The sequence below is a fragment of the Pararoseomonas sp. SCSIO 73927 genome (genome assembly GCF_037040815.1).
GTDB lineage: Bacteria > Pseudomonadota > Alphaproteobacteria > Acetobacterales > Acetobacteraceae > Roseomonas.
The window spans coordinates 4,244,077-4,270,654 of the sequence record NZ_CP146232.1; the positions used below are offsets into that span (position 1 = coordinate 4,244,077).

Below are 26,578 nucleotides of genomic sequence, written 5' to 3' on the forward strand. Positions count from 1 at the left end.
CGCCGTCACCGCGTCGGCGCGCGCCAGACGAAGCGACCGTCGCCGTCTTCGTCGGTGTAGAGAGGCGTGGCCCGGCCGATCACGGTGTTGACGGCGAGAGGCCCGAAGTAGCGGCCGTCCAGGCTGTCCCGGACGCCGATGTTCATGAGGAAGAGTTCGCTCGCGCCGATCCGGTGGCAGCCGCTCCAGATAGGCAGCGTGCGTCCAAGACGGTCGCGGTCGAGCGCATTGCCGACGGTGATTCCGTCGACGGTAATGTCGCCACCCGAACGGCAGACCGTCTGCCCGGGAACTGCGGCAACGCGCTTCAAGAGCGGCACGCCGCGCGGGAGATAACCCCGGTCCTCGAGGAAGGCGGCAAGCGGCTCTGGCGCATTGACCGCAACAAGGTCGGTGACCTCGAGCGGCGTAGCCGAACCGATCTCATAGAGGCCGACCGGGACGCTGGCCGATGCGTTCCAGACGAGCCGCGGTGCAACGTGCACCATCGCCAGCGTGATCAGCAGGAGCGCGGCGCCCGTGGCCGTCAGCAGGTAGCCGGCGCGCGTCATGGCTCGGCCCTCTGTCGCAAGCGCCAGGCGCGGTGCTGCTGACGGGAGTAGGATCGCGGGGCGTCCCCGGCGGCGAGCCGGTTATGGACATGGCGCCAATAGTCAGGCGCAGCTTCGGCGGGATCGATGTCGAGCGCTTCGATCGCGTCGATCAGAAGCAGCACCTGCTCGACGCTCGGCCAGCCGCTCGTTTGCAGCAGGATTTCACCACCGGGCCGCACCGAGGGCAGCGTCTGATAACCTTCGCCCGCGCTGACGGCGCGCAGGATGTCGATGCGCGAGACGACGGTGCCAAAGCCATTCGACGCCCAGCGGACGAAGGCGAAGACAGCGCCGGCGGGGAAGCCGAGGACGCGGCGCCGTCGGTCGAGGATCTGTTCGTGAACCGCATGGCCGAAGCGGATCCAGTGCTCGATCTCCTTCTCGCGCCAAACCAATTCGACCTCGGTGAGCCGACCGGGGGGTGATGACGGCCGAACGCCCGCTGCGCTATGAAATGCCGGTACGCTCATGGCGCGTCCCCTTCGGCAGGAAACGCGCCCGCGAGGAGCTCGCGCAGCATGTCCGCGACGGTTTGGCCGCGCTGGAACGCGGTGACCTTGATCCGGCCGCGCAGGTCCGGTGTGACGTCGATCGTGAGGCGCGCTGTGTAGGCGATGGCGTCAGCCCTGCGGCCGCGCGGATCGTCGGCGGCCTTGATCCAGGCGTCCGGGTCGCCGGGCCGCGCGGCGAAGCTGCGCCTGGTCATGGTGCGAGCCTTCCAACTTCGGCGCAGAGCGCTGCGATCTCGCGCGCACCGGCGCGCTGGCCATCGAGTTCGGAGATCAGGCGGCCCGATTGCGCTGCATCCGCGAAGCCGACGCGTTGGCCGATGGCGCTCGCCAGCACCGGCGGATCGTGTTCAGCGAGCGACTTGGCGGTTTCGCGTGCGATGACGGTGCGCGCGCCGCAGCGGTTGAGCACGAAACGCGCGACAAGCGACGGGCGGAACAGGCGTGCTTCGCGGAGCAGCGCCAGCATCTCGGCCGACGCCCATCCGTCGAAGGGCGACGGCTGAACCGGGATCAGGATGAGATCGGCGGCAAGCAGGGCCGAGCGCATGAGGCCGGCGACGCGCGGCGGCCCATCGATCACCACATGATCGGCGCTGCGCGCCAGTTCGGGCGCTTCGCGGTGCAAGGTGTCGCGCGCCAGTCCGATGACGGCGAACCGGCGGGGCAGGCCTTCACGGGCGCGGGCTTCGGACCAGTCGAGTGAAGAACCCTGCGGATCGGCGTCGATGAGCATGACGCGTTGATCGCGGCTGGCCCATTCGCCGGCGAGATGAAGGGCGAGCGTCGTTTTGCCAACGCCGCCTTTCTGATTGAGCAACGCGACGATCATGACCGCGCGCTCCGTCGGCCGTGGGGTGGTTTTCCACCGTCGCCCCGCTCCAACAAGAAGTTAGATTCGTTGTTAGATTCTAAGTTAAGGCTCGGAATCGCCGTTTCAGGCCAGAGGGTTAGTTGCGATTTCCGCGCCCGAAGTCCCGAGGCGGCTGCGCCCGAAATCCCGATACCATTTGCGCCCGAAGTCCCGATCGCATCCACAACACCATCCACAGGGCCTGTGGACAAGTTGATGGGGCGGATGTGCAGGCGTTCCTGACGACCGGTGCGCTCCAGAGCCAAGCGATAGCCGGGCAGCGGCTGGCGGGCGACGATGCGGCGGATGTCGATGGCGAAGTCGGAAACACGCGCCTGGCTCCCCGATTTGGCGTGCAGGTGCGCGATTTCGAAGGTCCAGCCCGCTGGCTGACGGCCGGCATGCTTCCGGGCGACCCGATAGAGCCAGCGCTCGATGCCGCCGGTCAGTCGGAAATAGGCGGGATCGATGGCGAGGACGAGCGAGCGGTCAATGACACCGCGATAGAGCCAGTCGGGCAGGACGAACTCCATGCCCTCTACGCGGCCGTCGCGCGTCGTGCATTCCCCCCACTCGTTGATCCAGGAGAATTGCTGACGCCGCCAATGCTCGCCGTTGCGGATCGTGGTGCGGATGACCGTCGACTGAAGGCGCGCCAGAGCGCCCTTGAGGAGCCGATAGTCGCGCGATCCCGTCTGGCGCCCGATGGCGGTCAGGAGTTGATACGGCGTGAAGCGCAGGAAGCGTGACGTTTGGAAGCCGAGGTTTGCGGCCTCGACGATCTGGCTCGCGGCCCAGATCAGGATGTCGGCATCCCAGATGGTCGCCATGCCATGCTCGGGGACCGCGAAGACTTCGACGCGGATGTCGCCGGCTTGGTAGTGGATCGGTGAGGTACGCTTGGCCTTGGCGAGCGAGAAGAAGGGCCGCTCCATCAGATCGCGCTGGTCGCGCGGACTGGCGTCGCCGGTGGCGACGACGAACGGGTCGAGCCGCGATCGTTCGCTCAAGGAGAGGGGGCGCTGCCGCGGGGACATGTCGGACGGCTCAGCGGGCTTGGCCGCCGCCGAAGGCAGGCGTGACGGCGGCATGGCGCTTGGCGGGAAGGACACTCCCGCGCGGATCGGACGTCGAGGTGACGAAGCCGCGGTCAGCCCACGCTTTCAGGTCCTCGAGCGCGTAGACGACGCGCCCGCCAAGCTTGCGATAGGCGGGACCGGTGCCGTAGGTCCGGTGCTTCTCGAGCGTGCGATCCGAGAGACCGAGGAAGCGGGCCGCTTCAGGCGTGCGGAGAAAGCGTTGCGGCACGCCGGCGCCATTGGGTGACATGATCGGGCCTCCGAGGGTTCGCGAGAGCCGCAGGGGGACAGCGGCGGTTGGCGGCTACCCTGGCGGACCGCGAAGTTGCGGAGGGAGTGGGAAGCTGGCGGGAGCAAATCCCCACACCAGGCGTGCTAGCGTCGACGGCGATGGCTCAGCAGGCGTCGATAGCCGCCGGCGATCATGGCGAGGCCGCCGCGCACGAGGTCCATGGTGGCGAACCGGCGCGAGGATGTTTTCCAGGGTTCATCGGCGAGGTCGCGTGCGCCGAACAGTACCGCCGCGATCTCGCGGTAGCTGGCGCCGCTGAGACGACCGTCGACGGCCTGCAACATCCGTCGCGCACGTTGACGCTGCTGCTTGGTCAGCCGCGTGTCGGCAGGAATCGAGCGGCCATGGAGCGAACTCAGGAGACGGGCTACGGCCTCGAGCCGATCGAAGCCTTCGGGGCCGAGCGGGATGACGGCCGCCGTGCCTTCGTCTGCGCCTAATCCGCCGAGACGCAGGATCTGAAGCCGTTCGCCATTCGTGAGGGTGTGGACGAAGTGGGAGCCTTGCGCGTCTGACTGGCCGGGCGCCTGCGCGTCAATGGATTGTGACGTGTCGTCCTTCGGCAGGATGGCGGGCGGTGCGGTCAGTAGTACGACGCCAGTGTTCACGGTGGGTGCCCAGATGGGCGCGGCCTCTTTGGCGTCGAGGGCCGGCGACAACAGGAAATCGCAGCCCCCATCGAGACCTCGTCGCCTCGGTTGCTGCGGTGTCGGCGTTCGGTTCCAGCTGAGCGGCCTCGAAGTCGCGCTGATAGTCTCCGTTCCGGCGCAGCCATTCCCAGGCGAGTTCGGGCGAGACGAGGCCTTCGACGTATTCGTAGCGCTCGGATGATCGCCAGTGCGAGATGTCGGGGGTCATGCATCCTCCGCCAGCAAACCTGCAGCAGCTTCGCTGCGCAGGATTCCGCCACGAAAGCGCCAGCGGAAGCCGGAGAAATGGAAACGGGCGATGCCGCCGCGGCATCACCCCCGCATCAACGACGCGGGTGCTCGTGTGCGAGCTCGCGGTAGCCGTGCTGGGTCATCCATTTGGCACGATCGAGATGGCTGTCATGGATGCGGCGGGCCCGCTCCGGTTCGGCGGCCGGGTCAATGCCGAACAGGATTGACACGGCCTCTTCCCAAGCAGCGCCGTCCGACGCGGCATCAAGGAGACGGAGGTAGAGCGTCATGTGCGCCCGATCATAGTCGGTGATCGACGCGCTCTCCGGCGGCCGTTCGAGGAAGTCTGCCTTGGTCACGACGCCCCACCTGGAATCACAGAGCCCCTGCGTGTCGGCATGGCGTTAACCAAGCCCGACTTCGACGGCAACTGGTATGGCTGCTGGCTCGCAACGCGGGTTGGCCGTCGTGGAACGGCGCTAGTTTCTCTTCCGCATGTCACTGGCGGCTTTTCGGCCATGGACGAGCATCACCCCTTCACCTTGGTCGGACTGCAAGAGGACGATGCCATGCGCTTCGAATGCCCGGCGCACCTGATCGCGCGTACTCTCGTAGACCTTCAAGTCGCTCTCCGACTCGAGGCGCTTGAGCGCGGTCAGTGATACACGGGCTTCGTCAGCGAGCGTCTCCTGTGTCCAACCCAGTAGCGCGCGTGCGGCCCGCGACAGTCGGGCGGTGATCATGCATGATCACCTCCACTCGGACCTCAGCGCACGCCAGAACTACGACTATAATAGTCGCTCTTGGCCTCTCGGACCAGACTGAAGAGCGTCTATTGCGGTCGCTCGAGTAGTTCAGGCCGCAACCTGATTCGGATGCTTTGGCTGACGAAGGCCCCGTCCGGATCGACCGGACGGGGCGTCGCCGGAGCCTCAGTCGCCGTTGCGGCGGCTGGGGCGGGACCAGATGAGGCTGAAAGCTTCGCCGTCCTCGTCGTCGAACAGGTTGGCGTAGATCGGGGCGTTGAAGCTCGGGTCGTCCAGCTTGAGACCAAGATAGTCGCGGCCCTCGTTGGAGCGCTTGGACCAGGCGGCGCCGATCTCGGCGCGACCGACCAGGACGCGGTGGCTGGGGGCGTTCTCGCCGGTGGCCCGGGTCTCGGGGACGATGCGGACGTTCTTGGCCTGAACGCTCAGGGTGACGATCTCGCCGGTGAACTCGTTCGTGCCGGTCTTCTTGAAGGTGCCGATGGTGGCCATGTCATTTCTCCTCGATCTGAAGTCTCGAGCCCGCACCATTGCGGCCCCGATGGCGATCGACGGGCCGGAGACGCTCGACGGCGCACCCCAGCCTCGGGGCCCCAGTTCGCTGGGGTAGGCTTGGGGCCTGACAGCAAAGGAGAAACTTTCTTGTCCCGCGAGGAATGACGGCGCAGCCGGCAGGGGAAGAAAGTTGTGACGCCGCTGTTGCGCCATAGGCGAGCGAGGCGTGAGCCGGTCTTCGGCCAGATCAGGCCATTGAAGAGGCCGCTCGGGTGCGCTCGATCTGGCTAGATCCCGAGGGGATGACGTGGCGGCGCAGGGCATCGGCCGAATTGGCACGCGCGGCTTACGCGATCGGCGTTTCTGAGCGCGGAGCTGGCACGTCTCGTCCTGCTGATGAGGGGCGCCTGACCGGTGACGCCCGTCAGCCTGCGTTTGGTCGGTCGGCTAGTGAGCAGCCTGGGATCAGACGATCAGCGAGCCCTGCGCCATGACAGGTTGCGCGCTTACGTGCGCGCCCTTTCGCCCGATCCCACATCAGGTCGGTCGATGGTTGGTGCGTGGTGCGCGTCCGCTTTCTGGTCCGGCTCTGCGGTCAGTTCGACACTCAGGCATTGGCAACGCCCCGGCTGGTCGATCCTGGCGGGGTGAGTGACGTCACGCGGATGAAGGTCGTGACCGCAACGGCAATCGCCCCGATGACCGAGAACACGAGCTGCCAGGCTTCCGACGGCATGGTGTGCTTCACGATGCCATGCGTCGCGTGAAAGCCCGCGATGCCTGCGGGCGCGACGAATGCCAAGGCGACGAGGAGTTTCAGCCAGGCCGGCCGCAGGAGGGCGAGCAGAAGCTGGCCGACGCCGAGTGCGATACCGGCACCAACGGCGCCGATGACGATGGCACAGAGCAGGCCGGCGCCGGTCTCATGCGCCCAGATGCCCGCGCTGACGCCGATGAAAGCTGGAAGCGCAAAGACGGCGAGCGTGAACAACAACCAGCAAAGTGCGCCGATGGCGACGAGCGAACCGAGAATGGCGAAGACGATCATGGTGGTGGCCTCCGTGAGAATAGGTCTGACGGGTGCGCCAACCACCACCACCAAGGCGCATTGCAGAGTATAGCGAAATTCGACGTGCTTCGGGAGCGGAAATCGAACCGATCTCCGCCCGCGAAGCTGTTCCGCCAGACGTCAGACGTCGAACGGATCGATCTCGGCCACGACCTCGGCATCGCCGTCGAACTCGTTGCAGGGAGTGACAGACAGCGTGCCGTCGCCCGCCCGGAAGATGATGATGGCGACCATCAGGGTGCCAGCGAGGCTGTTTGCGAAGGCATAAGCGGCGTCGAGGGACATCGGTCCGGCTCCTGTTCCGAGCGGAGGACCATCCCCCGCTGACAGGCGCCCGATGTGTCCGGCCGAGGGCCGCAATCACCGCGTAGGCGAAGACGAAGCGGCGGCACGCCAAGGCGTAGCCGACCCTTCACGGGTTGATGGCATCAGGCCCCCGGTTGGAACAAGGATCAGCGCATTTGAAGCGGGGGTCGCGAAGTTTCAGAATAGGAGCTACACCGATGGCCGGACCAAGATGCTGGTGCTGACGTAGCTCTTCATGCTGACGACAGAACTTGACGCAGTCATCATGCGAAGGCTTGCTGCCGATATGTTTGCACCCTTCAACGCAGTTCAGATTCGTGTGTCAATCGACGATATTGACCCTCCTGCTTGGAGGCGTCTGATCGTACCGATCGACTGGAATCTGGAGCAATTGCACCTGACGATCCAAGCGGCGTTTAACTGGTGGAATTACCACCTGCATGAGTTTCAGATTGGCGGACTGCGCTTTAGCGATGCGGCTGCTGCTTACGAAAGCTCCAGCAGGGATGATCCCAAGGTCTTTGAGCAGACGGACGTTCGCTTGCGTGACTTCACGAGATCTGGTGCGAGGTTCAACTACCTGTACGATTTCGGCGACGGCTGGTCGCATACCGTTGAATTGGAACAATGGCTTTCCCTCGACGTCGCACCAAAGAAGGCTCAATGCATCGATGGTGCACGGGCTCGCCCTCCCGAAGATATCGGCGGGATACCCGGCTATCAGCGGTTTCTTGAAATCTTGGCGGACCCGAGCGACCTGGAACACGATGAAACCAAGCAATGGTGCGGAGGATATTTCGATCCTGACTGGTTCGACCTCGCGACTGTCAACAAGGACGTGAGCAATGCGCTGAAGCCCAATGTGAAGCGGCGTCTTCACCAGCCGAAACCGCGAAAGGCTTGAGTGCATCGGTGGCGCCTAGGCGCCACCTGAGCCGAATTTCCAGACCGGGATGCCGAGCTTCTTCGCCTTGTCGGCGAGATTGTCCTGGATGCCGGTGCCGGGGAACACGATGACCCCGATCGGCAGCACGTCCAGCATCTGATCGTTGCGTTTGAACGGGGCGGAGCGGCCGTGTTTGGTCCAATCGGGGGCAAAGCCGATCTGCGTAACGCCGCGGTGGTCGGCCCAGCGGGCCGCGATCTTCTCGGCGCCTTTTGGAGATTTGCCGTGCATCAGCACCATGTCGGGATGCTTCGCGCGGACCTGGTCGAGCTTGGCCCAGATCAGTTGATGGTCGTTGAAGTCGAGCCCGCCGGTCAGCGCGATCTTCGGTCCGGCGGGCAGCAGCACCTCGCGATCGGCGCGTTTGCGCGCGGCGATGAAGTCGCGGCTGTCGATCATCGCAGAGGTGAGCTGGCGATGGTTGACGCGTGAGCCGTGGCGGGGAGACCAGTTCGAGCCGGTCGTTTTCCGGTAAAGGTCGGCGCCGGTGTCACGAAAGAGTTCGAGGGCGTCTCGGCGTTCGATGAGCCGCTGTCCGGTGGCGATCAGCGCCTCGAGCTGCACGGCCTTCACCTCGGAGCCATCCTGTTCGCGCTGCCCCTGCTTCTGCGCCAGCTCGTTGTCGTCGAGTGTGCGTTCGACCCGTTCGACGGCGCGGTGGAAGGTGTTGACCGTTGACCACAGCAGGTCGTCGAGATCTGCGTCGAGGCCGGTATCGGCCATGGTCGCAATCAGCGCGTCGAAGATGTCGGCGACGGCGCCGGCGATCACGCGATCTTCCGGAATTGGTCGAGGATCGGGTTCATCGTCGCGGGGATGGAAGCCGTAGAGCTGAAGCTCGGTCAGAACGTGGTCGGTGGGAGAAGAGATGTGGTCGGGCTCAAATTCGTCGTGCTCGCTCATGGGAAGCTCCGTTCGCTGGACCGCGACCGCCGCGGCCTTCATGGCGACGAAGCCGTCGGACGGGCTGGACTGGCACCCGGAGCGAAGCGAGGGGCCGCAGCGTGAGCGAAGGACCGCAGGGGCCGGCTATTTTGTCTCGCGATGGAAAGGCCCGAGCCGGGGTCCCCGCGCGGCTTGACCGCGTGGGGTGGAGCGGGCCGCCGGAAAATAGTCGGCCACAAGGTTGCCTGGATAGACCGTCTGATGGCCGATCGCCCTCTGGAAGGCCGGGGCGCGGTCCTCTGGCGAAACGGTCATCCCGGATGCGAGCGTTGATCGAAGTGCTCGACCGGCAGCCGCCTGCCTCCATCCCGGTTAGGCTGCGTGCTCCATGAAGCGTGCGACGTCCTGGGGCGCGATCTGGACCCGGATGGCCGCCCGGAGCGCCGCGAGCCCTACCAGCCGGAGGTCTTCATTGAAGTCGCCAAGCGTCGGAGACAGGGTGACTGCCTCGATGCCCGCTTCCTCCGCGCGGGTCATCAAGGTCCTCACCGCTGCATCGCCGGCGGGATCGTCATCACGCGCGACATACAGCCGGTGCAGGGTGTCGGGGAACTGGATGGCAGCCAGATGTGCCGCCGACAGCGCAGCCGCCATCGGCATGGTTGGCAGGACGCAGCGCAGCGACAGCATGGTCTCGACGCCTTCGCCGGCCGCCATCACCGAGCCCGGCAGTCCGAAGCGCACGGCAGACCCGAGGAGATTGCCCATCGCCCGTCTCGGTGTCTCGACGGGCGCCTTGCCTAAGGTCGCTTCGTTGAAGCCGTCGGGGTCCAGCCAGGTGCGGTGTGCGCCGGTGAGCTCGCCATTGAGGTCCGTGACGGCGGCGATGATCGCCGGCCAGATCTCGGTCGGGGAATGCTCATCGGGGCGGAAGAAGCAGCGGGGATGGAAGCGCAGCGATCCGGTTTCGTGCAAAGACGTAATGCCGCGTGCGCGCAGATACGTCTCGGCGAGTGTACGGCTGATAGGCTGTGCCATCGCGAAGAGACGCCTCGCGGCGTCTGGCGAGCCCATTGGCGCCGCGAACGTCCTAGCCCGCCTCGACTCTCGTGCGGGTTCTGGATGCGGGAGGCTCAAGAAGCGCCGCGCTTCCTCGGCGACCTGCTTGAAGTCGGGAAGGTCGCAGGTTTCGCGAATGACATCGAGCAGATCGCCATGCTCGCCAGTCGCGGCGTCGGTCCACTTGCCGGCGGCGCCCTTGCCGGTCTGCGGCCCCTTGAGCCGCACGAACATTGAGCGGCCCGGCGTGTTGCGAACGTCGCCGACCAGCCAGTAGCCTCCCTGCCTTGTGCCGTTGGACAGATAGTGCCGGCACACGGCTTCGGCTTGGCCGGCGAGGCGGGCCGCGAGATCGGATGCGTCAAGGCTGGCCATCACGCTGCCTCCCGTTCAGAGATCCGCGTGACTGGATAGCGCTCCATCACCTTGGCAAGGACGCCCACGCCGGTCGCGTCGGTGGGAACGAACATCCGGAGCTTCCAGGAGATGATCTCGTGGAACAGGCCGTAGGACCGGAGGAGATCGCGCATCGTGTCGGAGAAGCCCGATAGCTCGATGCGGTGGACGCCCATAACCCGCGCGCGATGAAGCTGGAGGCCCTCAGTGAGATCGAGGACGGTGCTGCCTGCCACCAAGGCTGCAAAGGCATCGGCAGCCGTCAGCGTGGGCGCTCCGATCGCGAGCGCGTTGGCCGCCCAGGCTGGAGACACGCGTCGCCCGATGATGCGTTCCCCGTCGTCCGTCTGGAGGCGATAGACACGTGTGCACTCATCCGGGAGACGCTTCCAGATCGGGAGCAGGAGCCCGGCGACGACATGGATCGTGCTGTCGGTGAACTCGGGGATCTGCCCCAGTTCGCGCTGCCACGCCGCAGCGAAGACCTCGCGATCGGCCACCCGCCAATGGCTTTCCGCCATCCACGCCAGCGATGCATGGTGATGTTCCATCGGGCGGAGCAAGCGCACCCGGCGTTCGATTTCGCCGTCATCCAGCATGATGCTCGGGGCAGGCACCTGAACCGCCGCCCTGGCGGATCGGTCGTTGATCAGCAGAGCTGCACGTGGATCGGCGAGAAGCTCGAAGGCTTGTTCGAGCGACAGGGGCCTGTTGCGCTCGCGCTGGGTGATCGTCAGCAAGCGGGTTTCCGCGCCAGTGGCGGGATGCGTGTAGATGGTGTGCCGGTCGGTGACGACGAAGCTTTCGGCTTTCAGCGTTTCCAGCCCGATGTCATAGGTGCCGCTGGCCAGTGCTCCGGCAATACGGGCATTGAGAAGCTGCTCGAAGGCGCTGAACAATATGCCCTGCAGGTCGATCGTCAGCGCCAGCAAGCGATTGAGAAAGGTCGTGATCGGCGGTAGCTCGTCGCGGATGCCTGTGTCGTCCATCAGGCTGAGGCCGGTGGCGCTCTCGAAGATTTGGAGCGGGCAGCCATCGACCTTGCCGCGGACGATCAGCAGGTAAAGTTGGCGGAGCGCGTCGCGCGCGTGGGGGCTTTCGAGATTGTCCTCGGGTCTGAAGAGGCCCTGTCCGCCGGTCTGGCGCTGGCCGCGGGTGATTGCCCCGAGCGTGTCGAGCCGGCGGGCAATGGTCGACAGGAAGCGCTTCTCGGCTTTCACGTCGGTTGCGATCGGACGAAAAAGCGGCGGCTGCGCCTGGTTGGTGCGATTGGTGCGACCAAGGCCCTGAATGGCGGCGTCGGCTTTCCAGCCCGGTTCGAGGAGATAGTGGACACGAAGGCGCTGGTTCCGCGCCGCGAGGTCAGCGTGATAGCTGCGCCCGGTGCCGCCAGCATCACTGAACACGAGGATGCGCTTGGCATCATCCATGAAGGCGGCGGTCTCGGCGAGGTTGGCGGAGCCCGGACGGTTCTCGACCATGAGCCGATCACCTTTGCGGATGATGCGCCGCGATCGCCCGGTCACCTCGGCTACCAGGTCGGTTCCGAAGCGCTGGACGATCTGATCGAGCGCGCCAGGCACCGGCGGCAGGCTTGCGAGTTTCTCGATCAGCCGGTCACGCCGGGCGAGCGCTTCACGGCTTTTGACGGGCTGGCCGTCGCGGGTGACAGGTCGCGAAGAGAGATTGCCATCCGCGTCGGTGAACGGCTCGTAGAGCTGCACCGGGAAGGAGTTTTGAAGGTAAGACAGCACATACTCGCGCGGCGTAATGTCGACGCGCACGTCGTTCCATTCCTCGGTCGGCACCTCGGCCAGTCGCCGCTCCATCAGTGCCTCGCCGGTGGAGACGATCTGGACGACAGCCGCGTGCCCGTCATCGAGATCGCGCTGGATCGAGCGGATCAGCGTTGGGGTCTTCATCGAGGTCAGCAGGTGCCCGAAGAAGCGCTGCTTTGTGCTTTCGAAGGCCGAACGGGCGGCAGATTTGGCGCGCGGGTTGAGCGTGCCGGTCTCGCTGGTGATGTTCGCGGCGCGCATCGCGGCATCGAGGTTGTTGTGGATGATCGAGAACGCGCCAGCATAGGCGTCATAGATGCGGCGTTGCTCGTCGGTGAGCGCGTGCTCAACCAGCTCGTACTCGACCCCGTCATAGGACAGGGATCTGGCGGTATAGAGGCCGAGGGCGCGAAGATCGCGGGCCAGCACCTCCATCGCTGCGATACCGCCGGCCTCGATGGCAGCGACGAATTCGGCCCTAGTGGCGAACGGGAAATCCTCGCCGCCCCACAGGCCGAGACGCTGGGCATAGGCGAGATTGTGGACAGTGGTGGCGCCTGTCGCCGAGACGTAGACGATTCGGGCACCGGGGAGGGCGTGCTGGAGCCGCAAGCCGGCACGGCCCTGCTGCGACTGAGCGACATCGCCTCGTTCTCCCTTTCCGCCGCCGGCGTTCTGCATTGCATGGCTCTCGTCGAAGATGATCACCCCGTCGAAATCGGAGCCCAACCAATCGACGATCTGGCGGACGCGCGAAACCTTGTCGGCCTTCTCATCGGACCGCAGCGTGGCATAGGTGGTGAATAGGACGCCTTCCGGCAGTGTGATCGGCCGCCCCTGCGGGAAGCGGGAGAGCGGCGTCACCAGCAGGCGTTCCATGTCCAGGGCCGACCAGTCGCGCTGCGCATCCTCGATCAGCTTGTCCGACTTCGAGATCCAGACGGCCTTGCGCCGACCGTGCAGCCAGTTGTCGAGGATGATGGCGGCGGACTGGCGGCCCTTGCCCGCGCCCGTGCCGTCGCCGAGCATGAAACCGCGCCGGAATCGGACGGCGGATGCCGCGTCGTCAGGTGCAGCAGAGACGACATCGAACGTCGCGTCGATGGTCCAGGCGCCGCTGAGGAAGCCCGTATGGGCCTCGCCGGCATAGATCACGGTTTCGAGCTGCGCGTCCGACAGTACGCCCTCGGTGATGAGCCGTTCGGGCAGGCGTGGACGATAGCTCGGCTTGGGCGGTGCGACCGACGCCATGGCCGCCGATTGCACGAGCTTGGTCGGATGGGCTTGAGAGCCAGGAATGCGGATCGTCTGAAGTCCGTATTCCTCGTAGATGGCGTCGGTCAGCCGACCATGTTCGGCCAGCTTCCAGTCGAGGGTCTCATAGGCGAGGTCCAGGTAAAACGGCTCCTCGAGTGATGACCTCTGCGGCGCGTTCGCGGTGCCGCGCGCAATCGGACAGGCAACTTGCTTCAGCGCCATCGCCGACGGCGCCGGCAGGGCGACCGAACCCGCCACTGTGAGCCGTGGGGGAACGTGTTCCGTGACCCAGCCCATAAGCGTCTGCGTGTCGACTGCTTGACCCTGTGATGCGGGAAACCGGGCCGGATCGTCTGCCGGCAGCTTGTCGAAGACGGTGAGCCGCGTCTCGATAGTGGTGCCGTGCCTGGCGTAGACGGCGCCCTCGATGCTCGCGGTGAATACGACGCGGCCGCGCTCCTGCAGTCGGATGAACGCCTCGCGCCAGGCTGGATGCTCCGGGCTGACATTGGCGCCGGTGATGGCCACCAAGCGCCCGCCCTCGGCGAGGCGGGCGAGCGCGGATGCGATGTGTCTCAGAGCGGCGTCGGCCATGCGACCGGAGACGTTCGCCATCGCCGAGAATGGCGGGTTCATCAGCACGACCGACGGGACCATAGCCGGGTGCAGATGATCGTCGATCTGCGCTGCGTCGAAGCGCGTGACTGCGACCGCCGGGAAGAGGGAGGAGAGGAGGCTGGCGCGGGTTTCCGCCAGTTCGTTGAGGATCAAAGTAGCGCCCGCAATCTCGGACAGAATGGCGAGCAAACCGGTCCCGGCGGACGGTTCGAGCACACGGTCGGCAGGTGTAATAGCGGCCGCGCGCGACGCTATGAAGCCGAGCGGGATGGGCGTCGAGAATTGCTGGAACGTCTCGCTTTCGAGGGAGCGGCGGGTGTGCGTGGGAAGCAGACCGGCGACTCTGGCGACCAGCGGCAGGGCAGCGGCCGGAGAGCCGGCTTTGTGCAAAAGCGCTTTGCCGTATTTGCGGAGGAAGAGAACGGTCGCTGCCTCGCAGGCGTCGTAGGCCAGCTTCCAGTCCCAGGCTCCGGCAGCGTCGCTCGCGTTGAAGCTCGCTTCCATCGCGTCACGAAGCAGGGTGGCGTCGACACGTCGGCCGGCTTCGAGATGGACGAGGATGGATCGGGCGGCATCGAGCAGGGCCGCCATTCTGTCGACGCGTGGCAGATGAGACGCCGGCCTATGTTCTTGCGCGCATGGCGCGGAACGATCGTGCATGGGGAAGACCTCGAGGAGAGCGGGAACAGGGCGAGCCCTCGGCCGCTCTCTCTCGACCGTCCGGGCTCAAACCCGTCACGGCCCCCTCTGCCTCTCGACGTGCGAGTGGCAGGCTGAATCAACCGAAGCGCCGGCCCGCTTCGGTGAAGGTGTAGCCGTTCGCCGCAATCGCCTCGTCGACCTCCTCGTCCGAGGTCAGATGCTCGTATTCCCTTTCGAGCTGGCGGTAGAGCCAGCGGGCCAGATCACGGAGCGCTTCCGATACGGCATCTTCTGCATCGGCGGTCATGTCCTGACCTACGGGACTGTCGCGATCAACCATGATGGCCATGCACTGCTCGTGATAGTAGCGCCCCCGCTGAGTCATCGTGGCTCGGAGCTGGTAGAAGTTGCGCCGCTGAACGGCCTGGAGGGTATCGGCGATCCGGTGAAGCGCGGTATCCGTCGGTGCATAGGCCCGGATGCGGCCGGCGGCGGATCTCGCGTGTCGGTAGTCGCCCTCGAAGCAGGCTCCGTCGCCCTGGCTCCAGAAGCCCGAAAACCAGATGCAGGGTTTCAAGCGGGTGCTACCGCCGAACAGTCGGACAGGGCGCCTCCTGAGACTGATGCCCAGGATCATGCAAATGCGTTCGAAGTCGTCATAGACGAACTCGAACCAGTCATAATCGAAGCCACCCTCGCGGTACCATCCGCGCGCGGCGTCCTTCGCCGCAGTGGAGAGTTCGTCGAGGCGATAGACGATGGTTTCGATGATCTCAGGCATCGGGATTACCTCCATCCACCGCGGCGGCGAGCCAGCCATCGGTGTCGATCCATCCGAGGGTCTCACCCGTGCCGAGGTCGAGGACGTGCGCACCGCCACCGAACGCATTGAGCCGGGGCCGCGAGCAGGTATTGGCGTATTGGAAGCCCCAACGGCCCTTGAGGCTAAACTCCGTCGCGCAGAGTTTCACGAACTGGATCAGCCGTTCTGGATCGCCGGAGACGTCATCCCGTAGCCAGAGCTGCGAGCCGCCGTGCTCCGGCTGGATGGAGACAAGGAAGCCCTCCGACGGCGGTTCTTCCGACGCGCCGGCTTCGGACAGGGCATTGTAGAGATCGAGTGCGCGCGCGGCGTTCTGAGGTGTGCCGACGTCGAGCAGGCACGAGAAGTGCGTGAAAAAGTCTGCCATGACAGTCTCCCACGAAAATAAAAAGGCCCGGCGTGGCGACCGGGCTGATGGAAGGGGCGTGTGAGGAAAGATGCGGGACCACCGGAGCGGTCCCGCCTGGATCGGCTACTCGGCTGCGATGGCCGGGAGCGGCTCGGTATCTTCGTCCGAAGCTTCCTCGTCGGCTGATAGGAACGCCGGCAGATCCACGGAGCTTGCCTCAGCTTCGGGTTCGGCCGTTTCGGAGGATGTGTCCGTGTCGGCGAGCCGCAGCGGCTCGGGCAGCCACCGGGCGTCGGCGAGAAGTCGTTCGGCTTCCTTGGCCATTTCAGCTTTCTTCAGATGCTCTATGAGCTGCGCCGCCCGATCTCCCGCGCCCTCACGCACGGCCTCGACGATGCGTCGCTTCGGCACCCGGCCGAGATAATTGTCGACCGAAGGACGCCATCCGGCCTCCACCATGTCGAGACCAGTCGCCCGCGCGAGCCGGTCGGCCTGGGTGAGACGGCGTTCGAGCCCGTCCTGGGACACGCCGTTCCCGCCGTAGGGGTTCGGCTTCTCGTAAAGCGCGTTGACGCCGAAGCTCACGCAATGAGCGAGCAGCGCGAGTCGGCTCGCATCGTCGAGTGCCGACAGCCAGTCCCAGAGCGCCTCATCGTCCTGCGGAAGATCGGCCTTCCAGGCGTCCTGACGCTCCGCGATCGCGCATGCGGAGGGGCTGTCCTTGAGGTCGGCGGCCTGCGCGGGGAAGAAGACGTGTCGCACGGACGCTTCGAGGCATCCGCCGCCGGTGCTGGTGCGCTGGAATGTGTCGATGACGAGCTTGTGCAGCAGCGCCGTCAGCGCGATCTGTGGGTTACTCGCCACGGCGTCGCGCAGCGCGAGCGTGCGATGGGCGGTCAGTTCGATCACCAGGCGCTCGGGCAACGGCTTGATAACGTCGTCCTCGTCGTCCTCGCTTTCGATCGGCTGCCCGCCGACCGTGATGACGGTGCGGGACGTGCCGCTCGGTCCGGGTTCGCCGGCTTGAGCGCCGGTCGCCGCCGTAGCGCCACCGGTCTCGTCGTCGGGCAGAACGAGGGGCGCCTCGTCGTCCGGGCGAACATAGCCGCGGTCGGCCACGAGCCTGCCGTCCGCGCCGATGCTCACGAAGACGCCAGCACGCGTGATATCACAGGGATCAAAGATCACCGACCGGGTGTCGAGCTCATCCAGCTGGGCCTCGATTTCGCCGAGCCGCGCATCGACCTCGTCTGGCAATTCGTCCGCACCTTCACACTCTGCTTCGAGCCGCTGATACTCAGCGTTGAGCGCGTCGATCGTCGCCTGTTCGTCAGCCGATCGTTCGGCGGCGACACCGTCGATCTGGCGCAGACCGTGGGTGTGACCGTAGGGGAAGTCGGCAGCGACCTCGATCCACTTCCAACCTTCGGCCGCGATGGCCTCAGCCTCTGTCTTCAGCTTGGCGGCAACCAGGGTATCGAGCAGGGCGACATCGGCGAGCCAGCCGCCATCGTCCTGTTGGAAGAGATCGCGCAGGACCGTGCCGCCAGCGGCTTCATAGGCATCGAGCCCGACGAACATGGCGCGGCGGTCCGACGCGCGCACCGTCTTCTCGGTCAGCATGCGGCGGATCTGATAGGGCTCCTTGGACCAGGAGCTTGCGATCGTCTCCCAGACCTGTTCCTGCCTCGGATGGTCGGCGCTGACCGTGAAGGCCATCAGCTGCTCCAGCGTCATGCCGTCCTCGGCATAGATGTCGAGAAGCTTCGGCGAGACGCCGGCAAGACGCAGACGCTGCTTCACCACATGAGCGGAGGTGAAGAAGGCCGCGGCAATTTCTTCCTCGGACTGGCCCTTGTCGCGCAGCGCCTGGAACGCCCGGAACTGATCGAGCGGGTGGAGCGGGGCACGCTGAAGGTTCTCTGCCAGGGAGTCGTCTTCGGCCAGAATCGGCGTGGCGGGATCGCGCACCACGCACGGCACTGCGGCTGTCTTGGCGAGGCGCTTCTGCTTCACCAGACGCTCGAGCGCCCGGTAGCGACGCCCACCGGCCGGGATCTCGTACAGGCCGGTCTCTGCGCCATCGGCATCGATGATAGGACGGACGTTGAGGCTCTGCAGGAGACCGCGGCGGGCGATGTCCTCGGCGAGTTCCTCGATCGAAATGCCGGCTTTGATGCGCCGGACGTTCGCCTGCGAGAGCGTGAGCTTGTTGAAGGGGATGTCGCGCGATGGCGAGAGGATGATCTTCTGAATGGCAGTGGCCATGACAGGTCTCCGCGACGGGCGGCCGGGAGCCTCTCTCCCGACCTCCAACCCGTCACGAAAATCGGCGCAGCCCTCTTCCTCTCATTGCTTCCGGAAAGCCGGAACGCCGTAGAGCCGGAAAGACGGGACTGCGCCGATGCTTGGAGTGGAAGCGAGTGGGTCAGGCTGCCTGGCGTTCGGCCTCGGGAGTGGTGGCAATTGCCTGACCCGGTTCGCCCGCATGTGGGGCGAAGGCCAGCAACCAGTCCGCTGCCTTGCTCGCCTGACTGGCTGCACGGACGATGGCGCGATTGTCCTCGCGCAGGACCTCGGCCCAGGATCCGATGTAGTCGGCGTGGCGGACGGTCGGGGCGATGCCGAGGGCGGCGCAGCAGAAGGCCGAGGCGATTTCGGCCACCAGTTCCTCGAACGCGTATTTCTTGGAGCCGAACGATCCTGTGAGATCGCGTCCGAGCCGATGGGCTGCGCCGCTGGCATGGGCGCATTCATGCAGCGCCGTGCGATGCCAGTTGATGGGCTCGAAGAAGGCCTGGGGCGGCGGCACCATCACATAGTCAGGTGCCGGCGCGTAGTAAGCCCGGTCGCCGCCGATGCGAAAGTCGATTCCGCTCGCCCGGATCAGCGCGTCGACCGTGGGCTCGATCAGCCCGGGTTCGGGCGCCGGCACAGCGGCCACGAGGTCCTCGGGCAGGCCGTCACACTGAGCGACGTTGAAGACCGTGAAGCGCTTCAGGAACGGGATCGCCTGTGCCTCGTCGCCGGTCTCTCGCGCACGACGGCGTTCATCGTCCGGCACGAAGCGGTCGGCATAGACGACGGTGGTGCCGCGCTCGCCCTTGCGGACATTGCCGCCAAGCGACAGGGCCTGGCGGAAGGTCAGCCAGCCTTGGCTCGGGAAGCCGTGCGAGATCACCGCGCCCCAGAGGATCAGCACATTGACCCCCGAGTAGCCGCGCCCGGTTGCGGCGTTGGTCGGCATGGCGAGCGGCGCCTTGGCCGCGGCCGTCCCCCAGGGCTGGACCCAGGGCAACCGTCCGGCCTCCAGTTCGGCCAGAATCTTGCCGGTGATTTCGTCATACAGGCTCTTCCGGTCGGCGCTCGGCCGGCCGCGTGGATCAAGTTTCGACATCGCGGGTCTCCGCGACGGGTGCCGGAAGCCTCTCTCCCAGCCTTCAACCCGTCACGGCACAGCCGGCCTGCACTCTCACTCTCGGGGGGCGTTGCGGGGGCTCCCCGCTAGACACGGGTCGGCAGAGACAAAGTTCAGCCGCAGGGGAAGGCTTTCCCCTCAGATCCTGGGAATGCTCACGATACCAATCAGCGGACCATTGACTACAAATCTGCCGAGGCTGATGATGCCAATCAGCCGGTAGTCGGAGATGTCATGTTCCAGCGATTCGTTGAGCGGAGGGCGGAGGAGGCGCTTGCAGACACGCCGGTCGTCCTCATCGTCGGACCGCGCCGGGCCGGCAAGACGACGCTGGTGCGAAAGATGGGAGAAACCGGCTGGACCTATAGCACACTCGACGACCAGACCGTCCTCGAGGCCGCCCAGTCCGACCCGGCCGGGTTCATCCGAGGTCTGGATCGCGCCATCATCGACGAGATCCAGCGCGCGCCCAATCTGTTGCTGGCGATCAAGAAGACGGTCGACGAAGATTATCGCCCGGGCCGTTTCCTGCTGACCGGCTCGGCCAATGTGCTGACCTTGCCGCGCGTCGCTGACAGCCTCGCTGGCCGGATGGAAACCATTCGGATGCTGCCCTTGGCTCGGGCGGAAATCGAAAGCCGAGCACCGACCTTTCTGGAACGCCTGTTCGAGGGGACTTTGGAGAGTCAAAGCGCCGCCATTGTCGGCGACGAGTTGGTCCAGCTTGCGTTGCGCGGCGGCTTTCCTGAGGCGATTAGTCGTGACAGCGAACGCCGGCGACAAGACTGGGCGCGTGCGTATCTCACCTCGATCCTGACCCGTGATCTGCGCGATATCGCTGAAGTTGAGAAGCTCACCGAACTCCCCAAGTTCGTGCGTCTTCTCGCCGAACATTCCGGGCAGCTCGTCAACTATTCCCAGCTTGCGAGCGGCATCAACGTCAACCACAGGACCGGTCAGCGCTATGTCGGTCTGCTCGAACAGGTGTTCCTGATCGCGACCCTGCAGCCATGGTTCACCAATGCGCTCAAGCGCATCGTTAAGACGCCCAAGCTGCATTTCCTTGATTCCGGCCTGCTGGCTGCCGCGCGCGGGCTGACTTTCGATCGGATCAAGGCGGATCGGGGGGCATTTGGCGCGCTGCTCGAGAGCTTTGTGTTCTCCGAAGTGCTGAAGCTGATGACGGCCTCAGACCTGCGTCTGACGCCACATCATTTCCGCGATCGGGACATGCGCGAGGTCGACATCGTGCTCGAGCGCGATGACGGCATGATTGCCGCCATCGAGGTGAAGGCGAGCGCAACGGTCAAGGCCAGCGACTTTTCGGGCCTGCGCGCATTGGCCGAGGCTTGTGGGGACCGCTTCGCGTTTGGCGTCGTCCTCTACGACAGCACGGATGTCGTGCCGTTCGGAGACCGCCTGGCGGCCGCGCCACTATCGTGTCTGTGGGCGTGAGGAAAAGCCGATGAAGATAATCGACAACACCTCACTGCTTCTCGGCGATGACCTAAAGGCGACGTTGGGGCGTGGCGCTCGGATCAAAATCGCAGCGTCCTGCTTCTCGATCTATGCGTTCGAGGCCCTGAAGGCGGAGTTTTCGAAGGTCGAAAGCCTACAGTTCATTTTCACAGCCCCGACCTTCGTCGCGACGGATGTGACTGACCGCCTCCGCAAGGAGCGGCGAGAGTTCTTCATCCCAAAGACGACGCGAGAGCGGGGGCTCTACGGCACCGAGTTCGAGATTCAGCTTCGCAACAAGCTCACGCAGCGCGCAGTCGCGCGCGAGTGCGCCGAATGGATACGAAAGAAGGCTCGCTTCAAGTCGAACAAGACTAAGGCACCGATGCAGCAGTTCATTCACGCAGGATCGGAAGCCGGCGACGTCGCCTACATGCCGATTAGCGGGTTCACGGCCGTTGACCTGGGCTATCAGAAGGGCGACGCCGTCTCGAATCTCGTTACGCGCATCGACGATGCGGCGCACACACAGGTCTATCTGCAACTGTTCAATCAGATCTGGAACGATGAGGACAAGGTCAGCGACGTCACCGCCGCCATCTGCGACCACATCGAGTCCGTCTACCAGGAAAATTCACCTGAACGGATCTACTTCCACATCCTCTACAACCTCTTCCAGGATTTCCTCGAAGAGATTGATCAGGATGCGCTGCCAAACGATCTGACCGGCTACAAGGACAGCCTCGTCTGGAACAAGCTGTTCAACTACCAGAGGGATGCTGCCACTGGTATCATCAACAAGCTGGAGATGCACAACGGGTGCATTCTGGCGGACAGCGTCGGCCTCGGGAAAACCTTCACCGCGCTCGCGGTCATCAAATATTACGAACTGCGCAATCGGTCGGTGCTCGTCCTGTGCCCGAAGAAGCTTGCGGACAATTGGCGCAACTACAACACCAATCTGACCACGAACATCTTCGCCAAGGACCGCTTCAACTACGACGTACTGAGCCATACCGATCTCTCCCGCACCTCAGGAGAGGCGTTCGGGATTCCGCTGAACCGCGTGAACTGGGGTAACTACGATCTCGTCGTCATCGATGAGTCGCACAATTTCCGGAACAACGATGTCTTTAAGGATCGGGAGACCCGCTACCAGAAACTGATGAACAAGGTCATCCGCGCCGGCGTGAAGACCAAGGTTCTGATGCTGTCGGCGACGCCGGTGAACAACCGGTTCAACGACCTGCGCAATCAGCTCGCGCTGGCCTATGAAGGGGATTCAGAAAACCTCAGCCGCAAGCTGAAAACCAAGACCGGGATCGAAGAGATTTTCCGGCGCGCCCAAAAGGCGTTCAATGCCTGGTCGGATCTGCCGCCGCACGAGCGAACCGCAGCCGCAATCCTGAAGGCCCTGGACTTCGATTTCTTCGAGATGCTCGATGCCGTGACGATCGCCCGGTCGCGCAAGCATATCGAGACTTTCTACGACACCAAGGATATCGGAAAATTCCCCCAGCGCCGAAAGCCGCTGTCGTACCAATGCCCGATCACTCATCGCTCCGACGTGCTCGGCCTCAACGACATCTTCGGCAGCCTGTCGGTGCTCAAGCTCGCTGTTTATGCCCCGATCAGCTACATTCTGCCGAGCCGGCTGCGGAAGTACGAAGAAATCTACGACACCCAGGTGGAGGGTGGTCGCGGCAAGCTGCGCCAGGCTGACCGCGAGCGTAGCCTTCAGGCGCTTATGACCACCAACCTGCTCAAGCGGTTGGAGAGTTCGGTCGAAGCCTTCCGCCTCACCCTGCGGGCGCTCAGCGGCAACATCGCGCAGACCCTTAAGGCGATCGAGACCTTTGAGCGCACGGGCGCCGCCGCGAGTGTGACCGACCATCTCGGCGATCCCGGTTTCGATCCCGACGATGATGATCTGAATGGTCTGGATGAGTTCACGGTCGGCAAGAAGATTCAGATCAGTCTGTCGGACATGGACCTTCCATCGTGGAAGCACGACCTCACCGCGGATCTCACGCTGATCGGTGACCTGATCGCCTCGATGGACAAGGTGGTTCCGGAGGATGATGCCAAGCTGCAGCATCTGAAGGACGTCATCACCCGCAAGGTCGCTGACCCGCTCAACCCCGGCAACCGCAAGGTTCTGATCTTCACCGCCTTCGCAGACACGGCGAAGTACCTCTACGCCAATTTGGCGCCGGCCTTTCTTCAGTCGCACGGCCTGCACTGCGGCATGGTCACCGGCTCCGACGCGCCGAAGAGCACGCTGAAGAAAAGCTATGACTTCCAGTCCCTGCTGACCCTGTTCTCGCCGCGCGCAAAGGAGAAGCATCTGGTCCTGCCGCACGAAACCGGCGAGATCGACATCCTTATCGGAACGGATTGCATCTCCGAGGGCCAGAACCTCCAGGATTGCGACTATCTGATCAACTACGACATTCATTGGAACCCGGTGCGGATCATCCAGCGGTTTGGCCGCATCGACCGTATCGGGTCTCCCAATGCGCAAATCCAGCTCGTCAACTATTGGCCGGAAATCTCGCTGGACGAGTACATCAATCTCAAGGAGCGCGTCGAAAACCGCATGATGATCGCCGACGTCACGGCGACCGGCGACGACAACGTGCTGACGGCCAAGAGCAGCGACATTGCCTACCGGAAGGAGCAGCTCAAGCGGCTCCAGGAAGAGGTGATCGAGCTGGAGGACGTGCGGACCGGGATTTCCATCACGGATCTCGGCCTCAACGATTTCCGTATGGACCTTCTGAACCACATCAAGGAGCACGGCGATCTCGAGCATCTGCCCAACGGCATGCACGCGGTTGTGCCGGCACAGCCGGCGCTCGGGCTGAAGCCCGGTGTGATCTTCGCGCTGAAGAACATCCATGACAGCGTGAACATCAACCAGCAGAACCGGCTGCACCCTTATTACCTCGTCTATGTCGGTCACGGCGGTGGGGTCATCATCGACCATACCGAGGTGAAGTGCTTGCTCGATCTGATCCGCACGAGCTGCAAGGGCCAGGCAGAGCCGATCCGGGCGGTCTGCCAGCTGTTCAACGAGCGGACGCAGGACGGCCGGAAGATGGAGCATTGCTCCGCCCTTCTGAGTGCGGCGATCCGCTCGATGATAGAGGTCAAGGAAGAGAAGGACATTGACAGCCTGTTCAGCGGTGGGCGGACCACGGCGCTGGTCCACACCATCGCCGGGCTCGACGATTTCGAGCTGATCGCCTTCCTCGTGATCGAGGAGGGGGCCACATGACGGCAGCGTTCTTCGATTATCCCAAGGCTGCAGCATTCGGCCGGGTTGTCCCCAAAAGCCGCATATACGAGCACGCTGGTGCCAGCACGGCGCTCCGGGATCTGTTCGTCACCCAGGTCGATCAGATCGTCTGGAAGTACAAGCTGGCGCCGGAAACGACCAACCTCGCGGCGACGAAGGCCGTCAGCGAGATTCAGGTGTTCGGCATCAGCATGCGCTCCAGCAAGCTCGACGAAGATGTGTTGCGCGCGATCGACCGCGCGATCCCGTTCCCGCTGATCTTCGAGCTCACATGGTCCGGAAAGCGCAAGGCGGTGGCCGCTTTCAAGCGGCCGAGTGATGCCGATTCCACGAAGTGGGTTGTCAGCGGCTATTTCGCGACCGATTGGGCACCTGACGACACGGCGCGTCGGCCGTTGCCGGTCGCCCTCAATCTCGGCGGTCTCTACGACTCCCTCATCACGGCGCTGATGCCGAAGTCCGCCGCCGAAGCGGAGCAAGCCGGTGAGGACATCCAGGCGCGTGTGGCGCGGATGGAGGCGATCCGGGCCAAGGCGCGGGAGGTGGACCGGATCAGGGCCCGCCTGGCCCGCGAGAAGCAGTTCAACAAGCGCGTGGCGATCAATGCCGAGTTGCGCGCCGCACGGCAGGAACTGGAGCGCCTTTCTAGCGGCGCTCCCGTCACTGCTGCGACGAACTAGTAAGGGAATGACGATGGAAAAGCTGAAGATGCACAGCCCTGACCTGAGCCAGGAGAACATCGCGAAGATCCGCGACCTGTTCCCCAGCTGTGTGACCGAGGCACGCGACGAGGTGACGGGGGTAGTGCGTCTAGCGGTAGACTTCGATCAGCTGCGCCAGGAGCTGAGCGACAACATCGTCGAAGGGCCACAGGAGCGGTACCGGTTGGATTGGCCCGGAAAACGCGAGGCGTTGATCACTGCGAACTCCCCCCTCTCAAAAACCTTACGACCTGCACAGGACGAAAGCGTCAACTTCGACACGACGAAGAACCTATTCATCGAAGGCGACAACCTTGAGACCCTGAAACTGCTACAGGAAACCTATCTCGGTCAGGTGAAGCTGATCTACATCGACCCTCCCTATAATACTGGTAAGGACTTCATCTATCGGGACAACTTCACCGCAGCCAAAGAGCAGTTCGAGATAGACGCGGGGGAGAAAACTGCCGAAGGCGGGCGTCTGGTGGCGAACCCGGATACGCGCGGTCGATATCACTCGGACTGGATGTCGATGATCTATGCGCGTCTGACGGTCGCGAAGAGGCTCTTGAAGGATGATGGGATTATCCTCGTCAGCATCGACGACTACGAACAGGCTGCGCTCCGAAAGTTGATGGACCAGGTCTTCGGCGAGACAAACTTCGTGGCTCAACTGGTCTGGGAGAAAGGCCGAAAGAACGATGCAAAGTTCTTTTCCGTTGGTCACGAATACATGATGGTCTTCGCTAAGAACGTGACGCGGCTACGCGAGAAGCAAGAAATTTGGCGGGAAGAGAAGCCCGGTGCGCGCGATATATGGGCCGAATTCGTCAGGCTACGCGAAGTTCATGGTGATAACTTCAAGGCGATCGAGGCTGATCTTTCTCAATGGTACTCCGACCTGCCGAAGGGCCATCCTGCAAAGAAGTGGGCGCGGTACAAGCGGGTCGATGAAAACGGTCCCTGGCGAGACCGCGATATCTCTTGGCCCGGTGGAGATGGGCCGCGATATGATGTGATCCACCCCAAGACTGGGCAACCCTGTGAAGTGCCGGAGCGCGGCTGGATCTACGCAAACTCAAATGAAATGCAGAGACAGATCAAGCTCGGACTGGTTGAGTTTCGCGACGACCATACACAACCACCTTTCAGGAAGGCCCATATTCGACCGATCCCCGAAGAGGCGGATGGAAGCCAAGTCGACTCGAATGATGTTGATGACGATAGCGAAGAGGAAGCGGATTTCGCCACGCAGGTTCGTGGGTCGTATTTCTATAAGCAATCACAAGTCTCGGTAAGATACCTGCGCAAGCTCATGGGGGCGAAGGTCTTCACGAACCCCAAGGATCACGATGAGTTGGCAAAACTGATCGAATATATGACGCCGAATGACCGTGCCGCCCTCGTGATGGACTTCTTTGCTGGATCGGCCAGTACCGCCGAAGCTGTCTTCCGGGCTAATGCCACCTTTGGAACCAACCATCGTTTCATCATGGTTCAGCTCCCCGAGAATTTGCAGGAGGCAGAAGCCTCGACCACAGGGACTGCGAAGAAGACGGTGCAGGCCGCAATCAAGCTCATGAAGAAGAATGGTCGACCGCTGGTCTTGTCTGAAGTGTCTAAAGAACGCGTGAGACAGGCCGGGGCAGCGGTGGTGTCGGAGACTTGCGATCCGGGTTGGAACCGCGATGTCGGCTTCCGGGTCCTGAAGGTCGATACGTCCAACATGCAGGACGTGTACTACCGCCCTGACGAGATCGATCAGAAGGACCTCCTCGCTGCCGTCGACAACATCAAGTCCGACCGCACCCCTGAGGACCTGCTGTTCCAGGTGCTCGTCGACTGGGGCGTGGACCTGACGCTGCCGATCCAGCGCGAGACCATACAGGGCAAGACCGTGTTCTTCGTGGACGGAAATGCGCTGGTCGCCTGCTTCGAGACCGGCGTGACGGAGGAGCTGGTGAAGGAACTTGCCGGCCGCGAGCCGCTGCGCGTGGTTTTCCGCGACAACGGCTTCGTGTCCGATGCGGTGAAGATCAACGTCGAACAGGTCTTCCGCCAAGTCTCGCCTGGCACCGACGTCAAGTCGATATAAGGGAGTGG

The 26,578-nt window shown here is 64.0% G+C and carries 24 protein-coding genes and 1 pseudogene; 5 read left to right on the forward strand and 20 right to left on the reverse strand.

All coding sequences use genetic code 11. The annotated features are described in order from the left end of the window. Positions 1-5 precede the first annotated feature (5 nt). The 13 genes and pseudogenes from VQH23_RS20005 to VQH23_RS20065 form a co-directional block, all read right to left on the reverse strand. Positions 6-551, reverse strand: a complete 546-nt coding sequence (locus VQH23_RS20005) for a S26 family signal peptidase (RefSeq protein WP_099095821.1) — start codon at positions 549-551, stop codon at positions 6-8. Then, the gene (locus tag VQH23_RS20010; RefSeq protein WP_099095822.1) at positions 548-1,063 is read right to left on the reverse strand and encodes a DUF2840 domain-containing protein; all 516 of its coding nucleotides are present in this window, start codon (positions 1,061-1,063) and stop codon (positions 548-550) included. Before VQH23_RS20010 ends, VQH23_RS20005 begins: the two co-directional genes overlap by 4 nt. Then, the gene (locus tag VQH23_RS20015; RefSeq protein WP_099095823.1) at positions 1,060-1,299 is read right to left on the reverse strand and encodes a hypothetical protein; all 240 of its coding nucleotides are present in this window, start codon (positions 1,297-1,299) and stop codon (positions 1,060-1,062) included. Before VQH23_RS20015 ends, VQH23_RS20010 begins: the two co-directional genes overlap by 4 nt. After that, the gene (parA, locus tag VQH23_RS20020; protein WP_099095824.1) at positions 1,296-1,934 is read right to left on the reverse strand and encodes a ParA family partition ATPase; all 639 of its coding nucleotides are present in this window, start codon (positions 1,932-1,934) and stop codon (positions 1,296-1,298) included. Before parA ends, VQH23_RS20015 begins: the two co-directional genes overlap by 4 nt. After that, on the reverse strand, positions 1,931-2,992 hold the full coding sequence (locus VQH23_RS20025) for a replication initiator protein A (RefSeq protein ID WP_099095825.1): 1,062 nt from the start codon (positions 2,990-2,992) through the stop codon (positions 1,931-1,933). The genes parA and VQH23_RS20025 overlap by 4 nt, the downstream gene beginning before the upstream one ends. Before the next feature lie 10 nt (positions 2,993-3,002). Continuing rightward, a complete protein-coding gene (locus VQH23_RS20030) occupies positions 3,003-3,284 on the reverse strand; it encodes an AlpA family transcriptional regulator (protein ID WP_011579870.1) in 282 nt (93 codons plus the stop codon). Between the two features lie 125 nt (positions 3,285-3,409). Further along, positions 3,410-3,985 (reverse strand): DUF2285 domain-containing protein, encoded by a 576-nt coding sequence (locus tag VQH23_RS20035; RefSeq protein WP_338662460.1) that lies wholly within the window; start codon positions 3,983-3,985, stop codon positions 3,410-3,412. 13 nt (positions 3,986-3,998) lie between these two features. After that, a pseudogene (locus VQH23_RS20040) lies at positions 3,999-4,289 on the reverse strand (transcriptional regulator domain-containing protein); the annotation flags it as partial. A 10-nt stretch (positions 4,290-4,299) separates the two neighbouring features. Further along, the gene (locus tag VQH23_RS20045) at positions 4,300-4,566 is read right to left on the reverse strand and encodes a DNA -binding domain-containing protein (protein WP_073135215.1); all 267 of its coding nucleotides are present in this window, start codon (positions 4,564-4,566) and stop codon (positions 4,300-4,302) included. Positions 4,567-4,686: 120 nt separating this feature from the next. Beyond that, a complete protein-coding gene (locus VQH23_RS20050; RefSeq protein WP_011579874.1) occupies positions 4,687-4,950 on the reverse strand; it encodes a helix-turn-helix transcriptional regulator in 264 nt (87 codons plus the stop codon). Between the two features lie 189 nt (positions 4,951-5,139). Next, positions 5,140-5,466, reverse strand: coding sequence for a DUF736 domain-containing protein (locus tag VQH23_RS20055; protein WP_011579875.1), 327 nt, complete (start codon positions 5,464-5,466; stop codon positions 5,140-5,142). Between the two features lie 610 nt (positions 5,467-6,076). Continuing rightward, a complete protein-coding gene (locus tag VQH23_RS20060; RefSeq protein WP_099095826.1) occupies positions 6,077-6,517 on the reverse strand; it encodes a hypothetical protein in 441 nt (146 codons plus the stop codon). Between the two features lie 141 nt (positions 6,518-6,658). Then, positions 6,659-6,823 carry a hypothetical protein gene (locus tag VQH23_RS20065; RefSeq protein WP_011579877.1) on the reverse strand — a complete coding sequence of 55 codons (165 nt, stop codon included), beginning with the start codon at positions 6,821-6,823 and terminating at the stop codon, positions 6,659-6,661. Between the two features lie 256 nt (positions 6,824-7,079). Between VQH23_RS20065 and VQH23_RS20070 the strand changes: the two genes are divergently transcribed. After that, the gene (locus VQH23_RS20070) at positions 7,080-7,748 is read left to right on the forward strand and encodes a plasmid pRiA4b ORF-3 family protein (RefSeq protein ID WP_338662461.1); all 669 of its coding nucleotides are present in this window, start codon (positions 7,080-7,082) and stop codon (positions 7,746-7,748) included. Positions 7,749-7,763: 15 nt separating this feature from the next. Here VQH23_RS20070 and VQH23_RS20075 read toward each other — a convergent pair whose 3' ends face one another. From VQH23_RS20075 to VQH23_RS20105, 7 genes are all read right to left on the reverse strand, one after another. After that, a complete protein-coding gene (locus VQH23_RS20075) occupies positions 7,764-8,693 on the reverse strand; it encodes a DUF2493 domain-containing protein (RefSeq protein WP_099095864.1) in 930 nt (309 codons plus the stop codon). Positions 8,694-9,047: 354 nt separating this feature from the next. Next, positions 9,048-10,109: a toprim domain-containing protein gene (locus VQH23_RS20080; RefSeq protein WP_099095828.1), complete on the reverse strand. Its 1,062-nt coding sequence runs from the start codon at positions 10,107-10,109 to the stop codon at positions 9,048-9,050. Then, positions 10,109-14,374: a strawberry notch-like NTP hydrolase domain-containing protein gene (locus VQH23_RS20085; protein WP_338662462.1), complete on the reverse strand. Its 4,266-nt coding sequence runs from the start codon at positions 14,372-14,374 to the stop codon at positions 10,109-10,111. Before VQH23_RS20085 ends, VQH23_RS20080 begins: the two co-directional genes overlap by 1 nt. A 187-nt stretch (positions 14,375-14,561) precedes the next feature. Then, the gene (locus VQH23_RS20090) at positions 14,562-15,206 is read right to left on the reverse strand and encodes an antitoxin of toxin-antitoxin stability system (RefSeq protein WP_099095830.1); all 645 of its coding nucleotides are present in this window, start codon (positions 15,204-15,206) and stop codon (positions 14,562-14,564) included. Beyond that, positions 15,199-15,615 (reverse strand): hypothetical protein, encoded by a 417-nt coding sequence (locus tag VQH23_RS20095; protein WP_099095831.1) that lies wholly within the window; start codon positions 15,613-15,615, stop codon positions 15,199-15,201. Before VQH23_RS20095 ends, VQH23_RS20090 begins: the two co-directional genes overlap by 8 nt. 105 nt (positions 15,616-15,720) lie before the next feature. After that, positions 15,721-17,865 carry a ParB/RepB/Spo0J family partition protein gene (locus VQH23_RS20100; RefSeq protein ID WP_099095832.1) on the reverse strand — a complete coding sequence of 715 codons (2,145 nt, stop codon included), beginning with the start codon at positions 17,863-17,865 and terminating at the stop codon, positions 15,721-15,723. Positions 17,866-18,025: 160 nt separating this feature from the next. After that, the gene (locus tag VQH23_RS20105; RefSeq protein ID WP_099095833.1) at positions 18,026-18,994 is read right to left on the reverse strand and encodes an ArdC family protein; all 969 of its coding nucleotides are present in this window, start codon (positions 18,992-18,994) and stop codon (positions 18,026-18,028) included. Positions 18,995-19,249: 255 nt separating this feature from the next. Between VQH23_RS20105 and VQH23_RS20110 the strand changes: the two genes are divergently transcribed. Genes VQH23_RS20110 through VQH23_RS20125 form a run of 4 tightly spaced genes read left to right on the forward strand, consistent with a single transcriptional unit; the run spans position 19,250 to position 26,570 of the window. After that, entirely contained in the window at positions 19,250-20,470 is a 1,221-nt protein-coding gene (locus VQH23_RS20110; protein WP_099095834.1) for an ATP-binding protein, read from the forward strand. Positions 20,471-20,480: 10 nt separating this feature from the next. Continuing rightward, on the forward strand, positions 20,481-23,753 hold the full coding sequence (locus tag VQH23_RS20115) for a helicase-related protein (RefSeq protein WP_099095835.1): 3,273 nt from the start codon (positions 20,481-20,483) through the stop codon (positions 23,751-23,753). Next, positions 23,750-24,454, forward strand: coding sequence for a DUF4391 domain-containing protein (locus tag VQH23_RS20120; RefSeq protein ID WP_099095836.1), 705 nt, complete (start codon positions 23,750-23,752; stop codon positions 24,452-24,454). Before VQH23_RS20115 ends, VQH23_RS20120 begins: the two co-directional genes overlap by 4 nt. 13 nt (positions 24,455-24,467) lie before the next feature. Then, complete coding sequence (locus VQH23_RS20125; protein WP_099095865.1) at positions 24,468-26,570, forward strand: site-specific DNA-methyltransferase; 2,103 nt, start codon at positions 24,468-24,470, stop codon at positions 26,568-26,570. Positions 26,571-26,578 lie beyond the last annotated feature (8 nt).

What these genes read in the sequence shown, in the direction of transcription:
- VQH23_RS20005 (WP_099095821.1), bottom strand. Translation starts at nt 551, where the DNA reads ATGACGCGCGCCGGCTACCTGCTGACGGCCACGGGCGCCGCGCTCCTG.
- VQH23_RS20010 (WP_099095822.1), bottom strand. Translation starts at nt 1,063, where the DNA reads ATGAGCGTACCGGCATTTCATAGCGCAGCGGGCGTTCGGCCGTCATCA.
- VQH23_RS20015 (WP_099095823.1), bottom strand. Translation starts at nt 1,299, where the DNA reads ATGACCAGGCGCAGCTTCGCCGCGCGGCCCGGCGACCCGGACGCCTGG.
- parA (WP_099095824.1), bottom strand. Translation starts at nt 1,934, where the DNA reads ATGATCGTCGCGTTGCTCAATCAGAAAGGCGGCGTTGGCAAAACGACG.
- VQH23_RS20025 (WP_099095825.1), bottom strand. Translation starts at nt 2,992, where the DNA reads ATGTCCCCGCGGCAGCGCCCCCTCTCCTTGAGCGAACGATCGCGGCTC.
- VQH23_RS20030 (WP_011579870.1), bottom strand. Translation starts at nt 3,284, where the DNA reads ATGTCACCCAATGGCGCCGGCGTGCCGCAACGCTTTCTCCGCACGCCT.
- VQH23_RS20050 (WP_011579874.1), bottom strand. Translation starts at nt 4,950, where the DNA reads ATGATCACCGCCCGACTGTCGCGGGCCGCACGCGCGCTACTGGGTTGG.
- VQH23_RS20055 (WP_011579875.1), bottom strand. Translation starts at nt 5,466, where the DNA reads ATGGCCACCATCGGCACCTTCAAGAAGACCGGCACGAACGAGTTCACC.
- VQH23_RS20060 (WP_099095826.1), bottom strand. Translation starts at nt 6,517, where the DNA reads ATGATCGTCTTCGCCATTCTCGGTTCGCTCGTCGCCATCGGCGCACTT.
- VQH23_RS20065 (WP_011579877.1), bottom strand. Translation starts at nt 6,823, where the DNA reads ATGTCCCTCGACGCCGCTTATGCCTTCGCAAACAGCCTCGCTGGCACC.
- VQH23_RS20070 (WP_338662461.1), top strand. Translation starts at nt 7,080, where the DNA reads ATGCTGACGACAGAACTTGACGCAGTCATCATGCGAAGGCTTGCTGCC.
- VQH23_RS20075 (WP_099095864.1), bottom strand. Translation starts at nt 8,693, where the DNA reads ATGAGCGAGCACGACGAATTTGAGCCCGACCACATCTCTTCTCCCACC.
- VQH23_RS20080 (WP_099095828.1), bottom strand. Translation starts at nt 10,109, where the DNA reads ATGGCCAGCCTTGACGCATCCGATCTCGCGGCCCGCCTCGCCGGCCAA.
- VQH23_RS20085 (WP_338662462.1), bottom strand. Translation starts at nt 14,374, where the DNA reads ATGGCGGCCCTGCTCGATGCCGCCCGATCCATCCTCGTCCATCTCGAA.
- VQH23_RS20090 (WP_099095830.1), bottom strand. Translation starts at nt 15,206, where the DNA reads ATGCCTGAGATCATCGAAACCATCGTCTATCGCCTCGACGAACTCTCC.
- VQH23_RS20095 (WP_099095831.1), bottom strand. Translation starts at nt 15,615, where the DNA reads ATGGCAGACTTTTTCACGCACTTCTCGTGCCTGCTCGACGTCGGCACA.
- VQH23_RS20100 (WP_099095832.1), bottom strand. Translation starts at nt 17,865, where the DNA reads ATGGCCACTGCCATTCAGAAGATCATCCTCTCGCCATCGCGCGACATC.
- VQH23_RS20105 (WP_099095833.1), bottom strand. Translation starts at nt 18,994, where the DNA reads ATGTCGAAACTTGATCCACGCGGCCGGCCGAGCGCCGACCGGAAGAGC.
- VQH23_RS20110 (WP_099095834.1), top strand. Translation starts at nt 19,250, where the DNA reads ATGTTCCAGCGATTCGTTGAGCGGAGGGCGGAGGAGGCGCTTGCAGAC.
- VQH23_RS20115 (WP_099095835.1), top strand. Translation starts at nt 20,481, where the DNA reads ATGAAGATAATCGACAACACCTCACTGCTTCTCGGCGATGACCTAAAG.
- VQH23_RS20120 (WP_099095836.1), top strand. Translation starts at nt 23,750, where the DNA reads ATGACGGCAGCGTTCTTCGATTATCCCAAGGCTGCAGCATTCGGCCGG.
- VQH23_RS20125 (WP_099095865.1), top strand. Translation starts at nt 24,468, where the DNA reads ATGGAAAAGCTGAAGATGCACAGCCCTGACCTGAGCCAGGAGAACATC.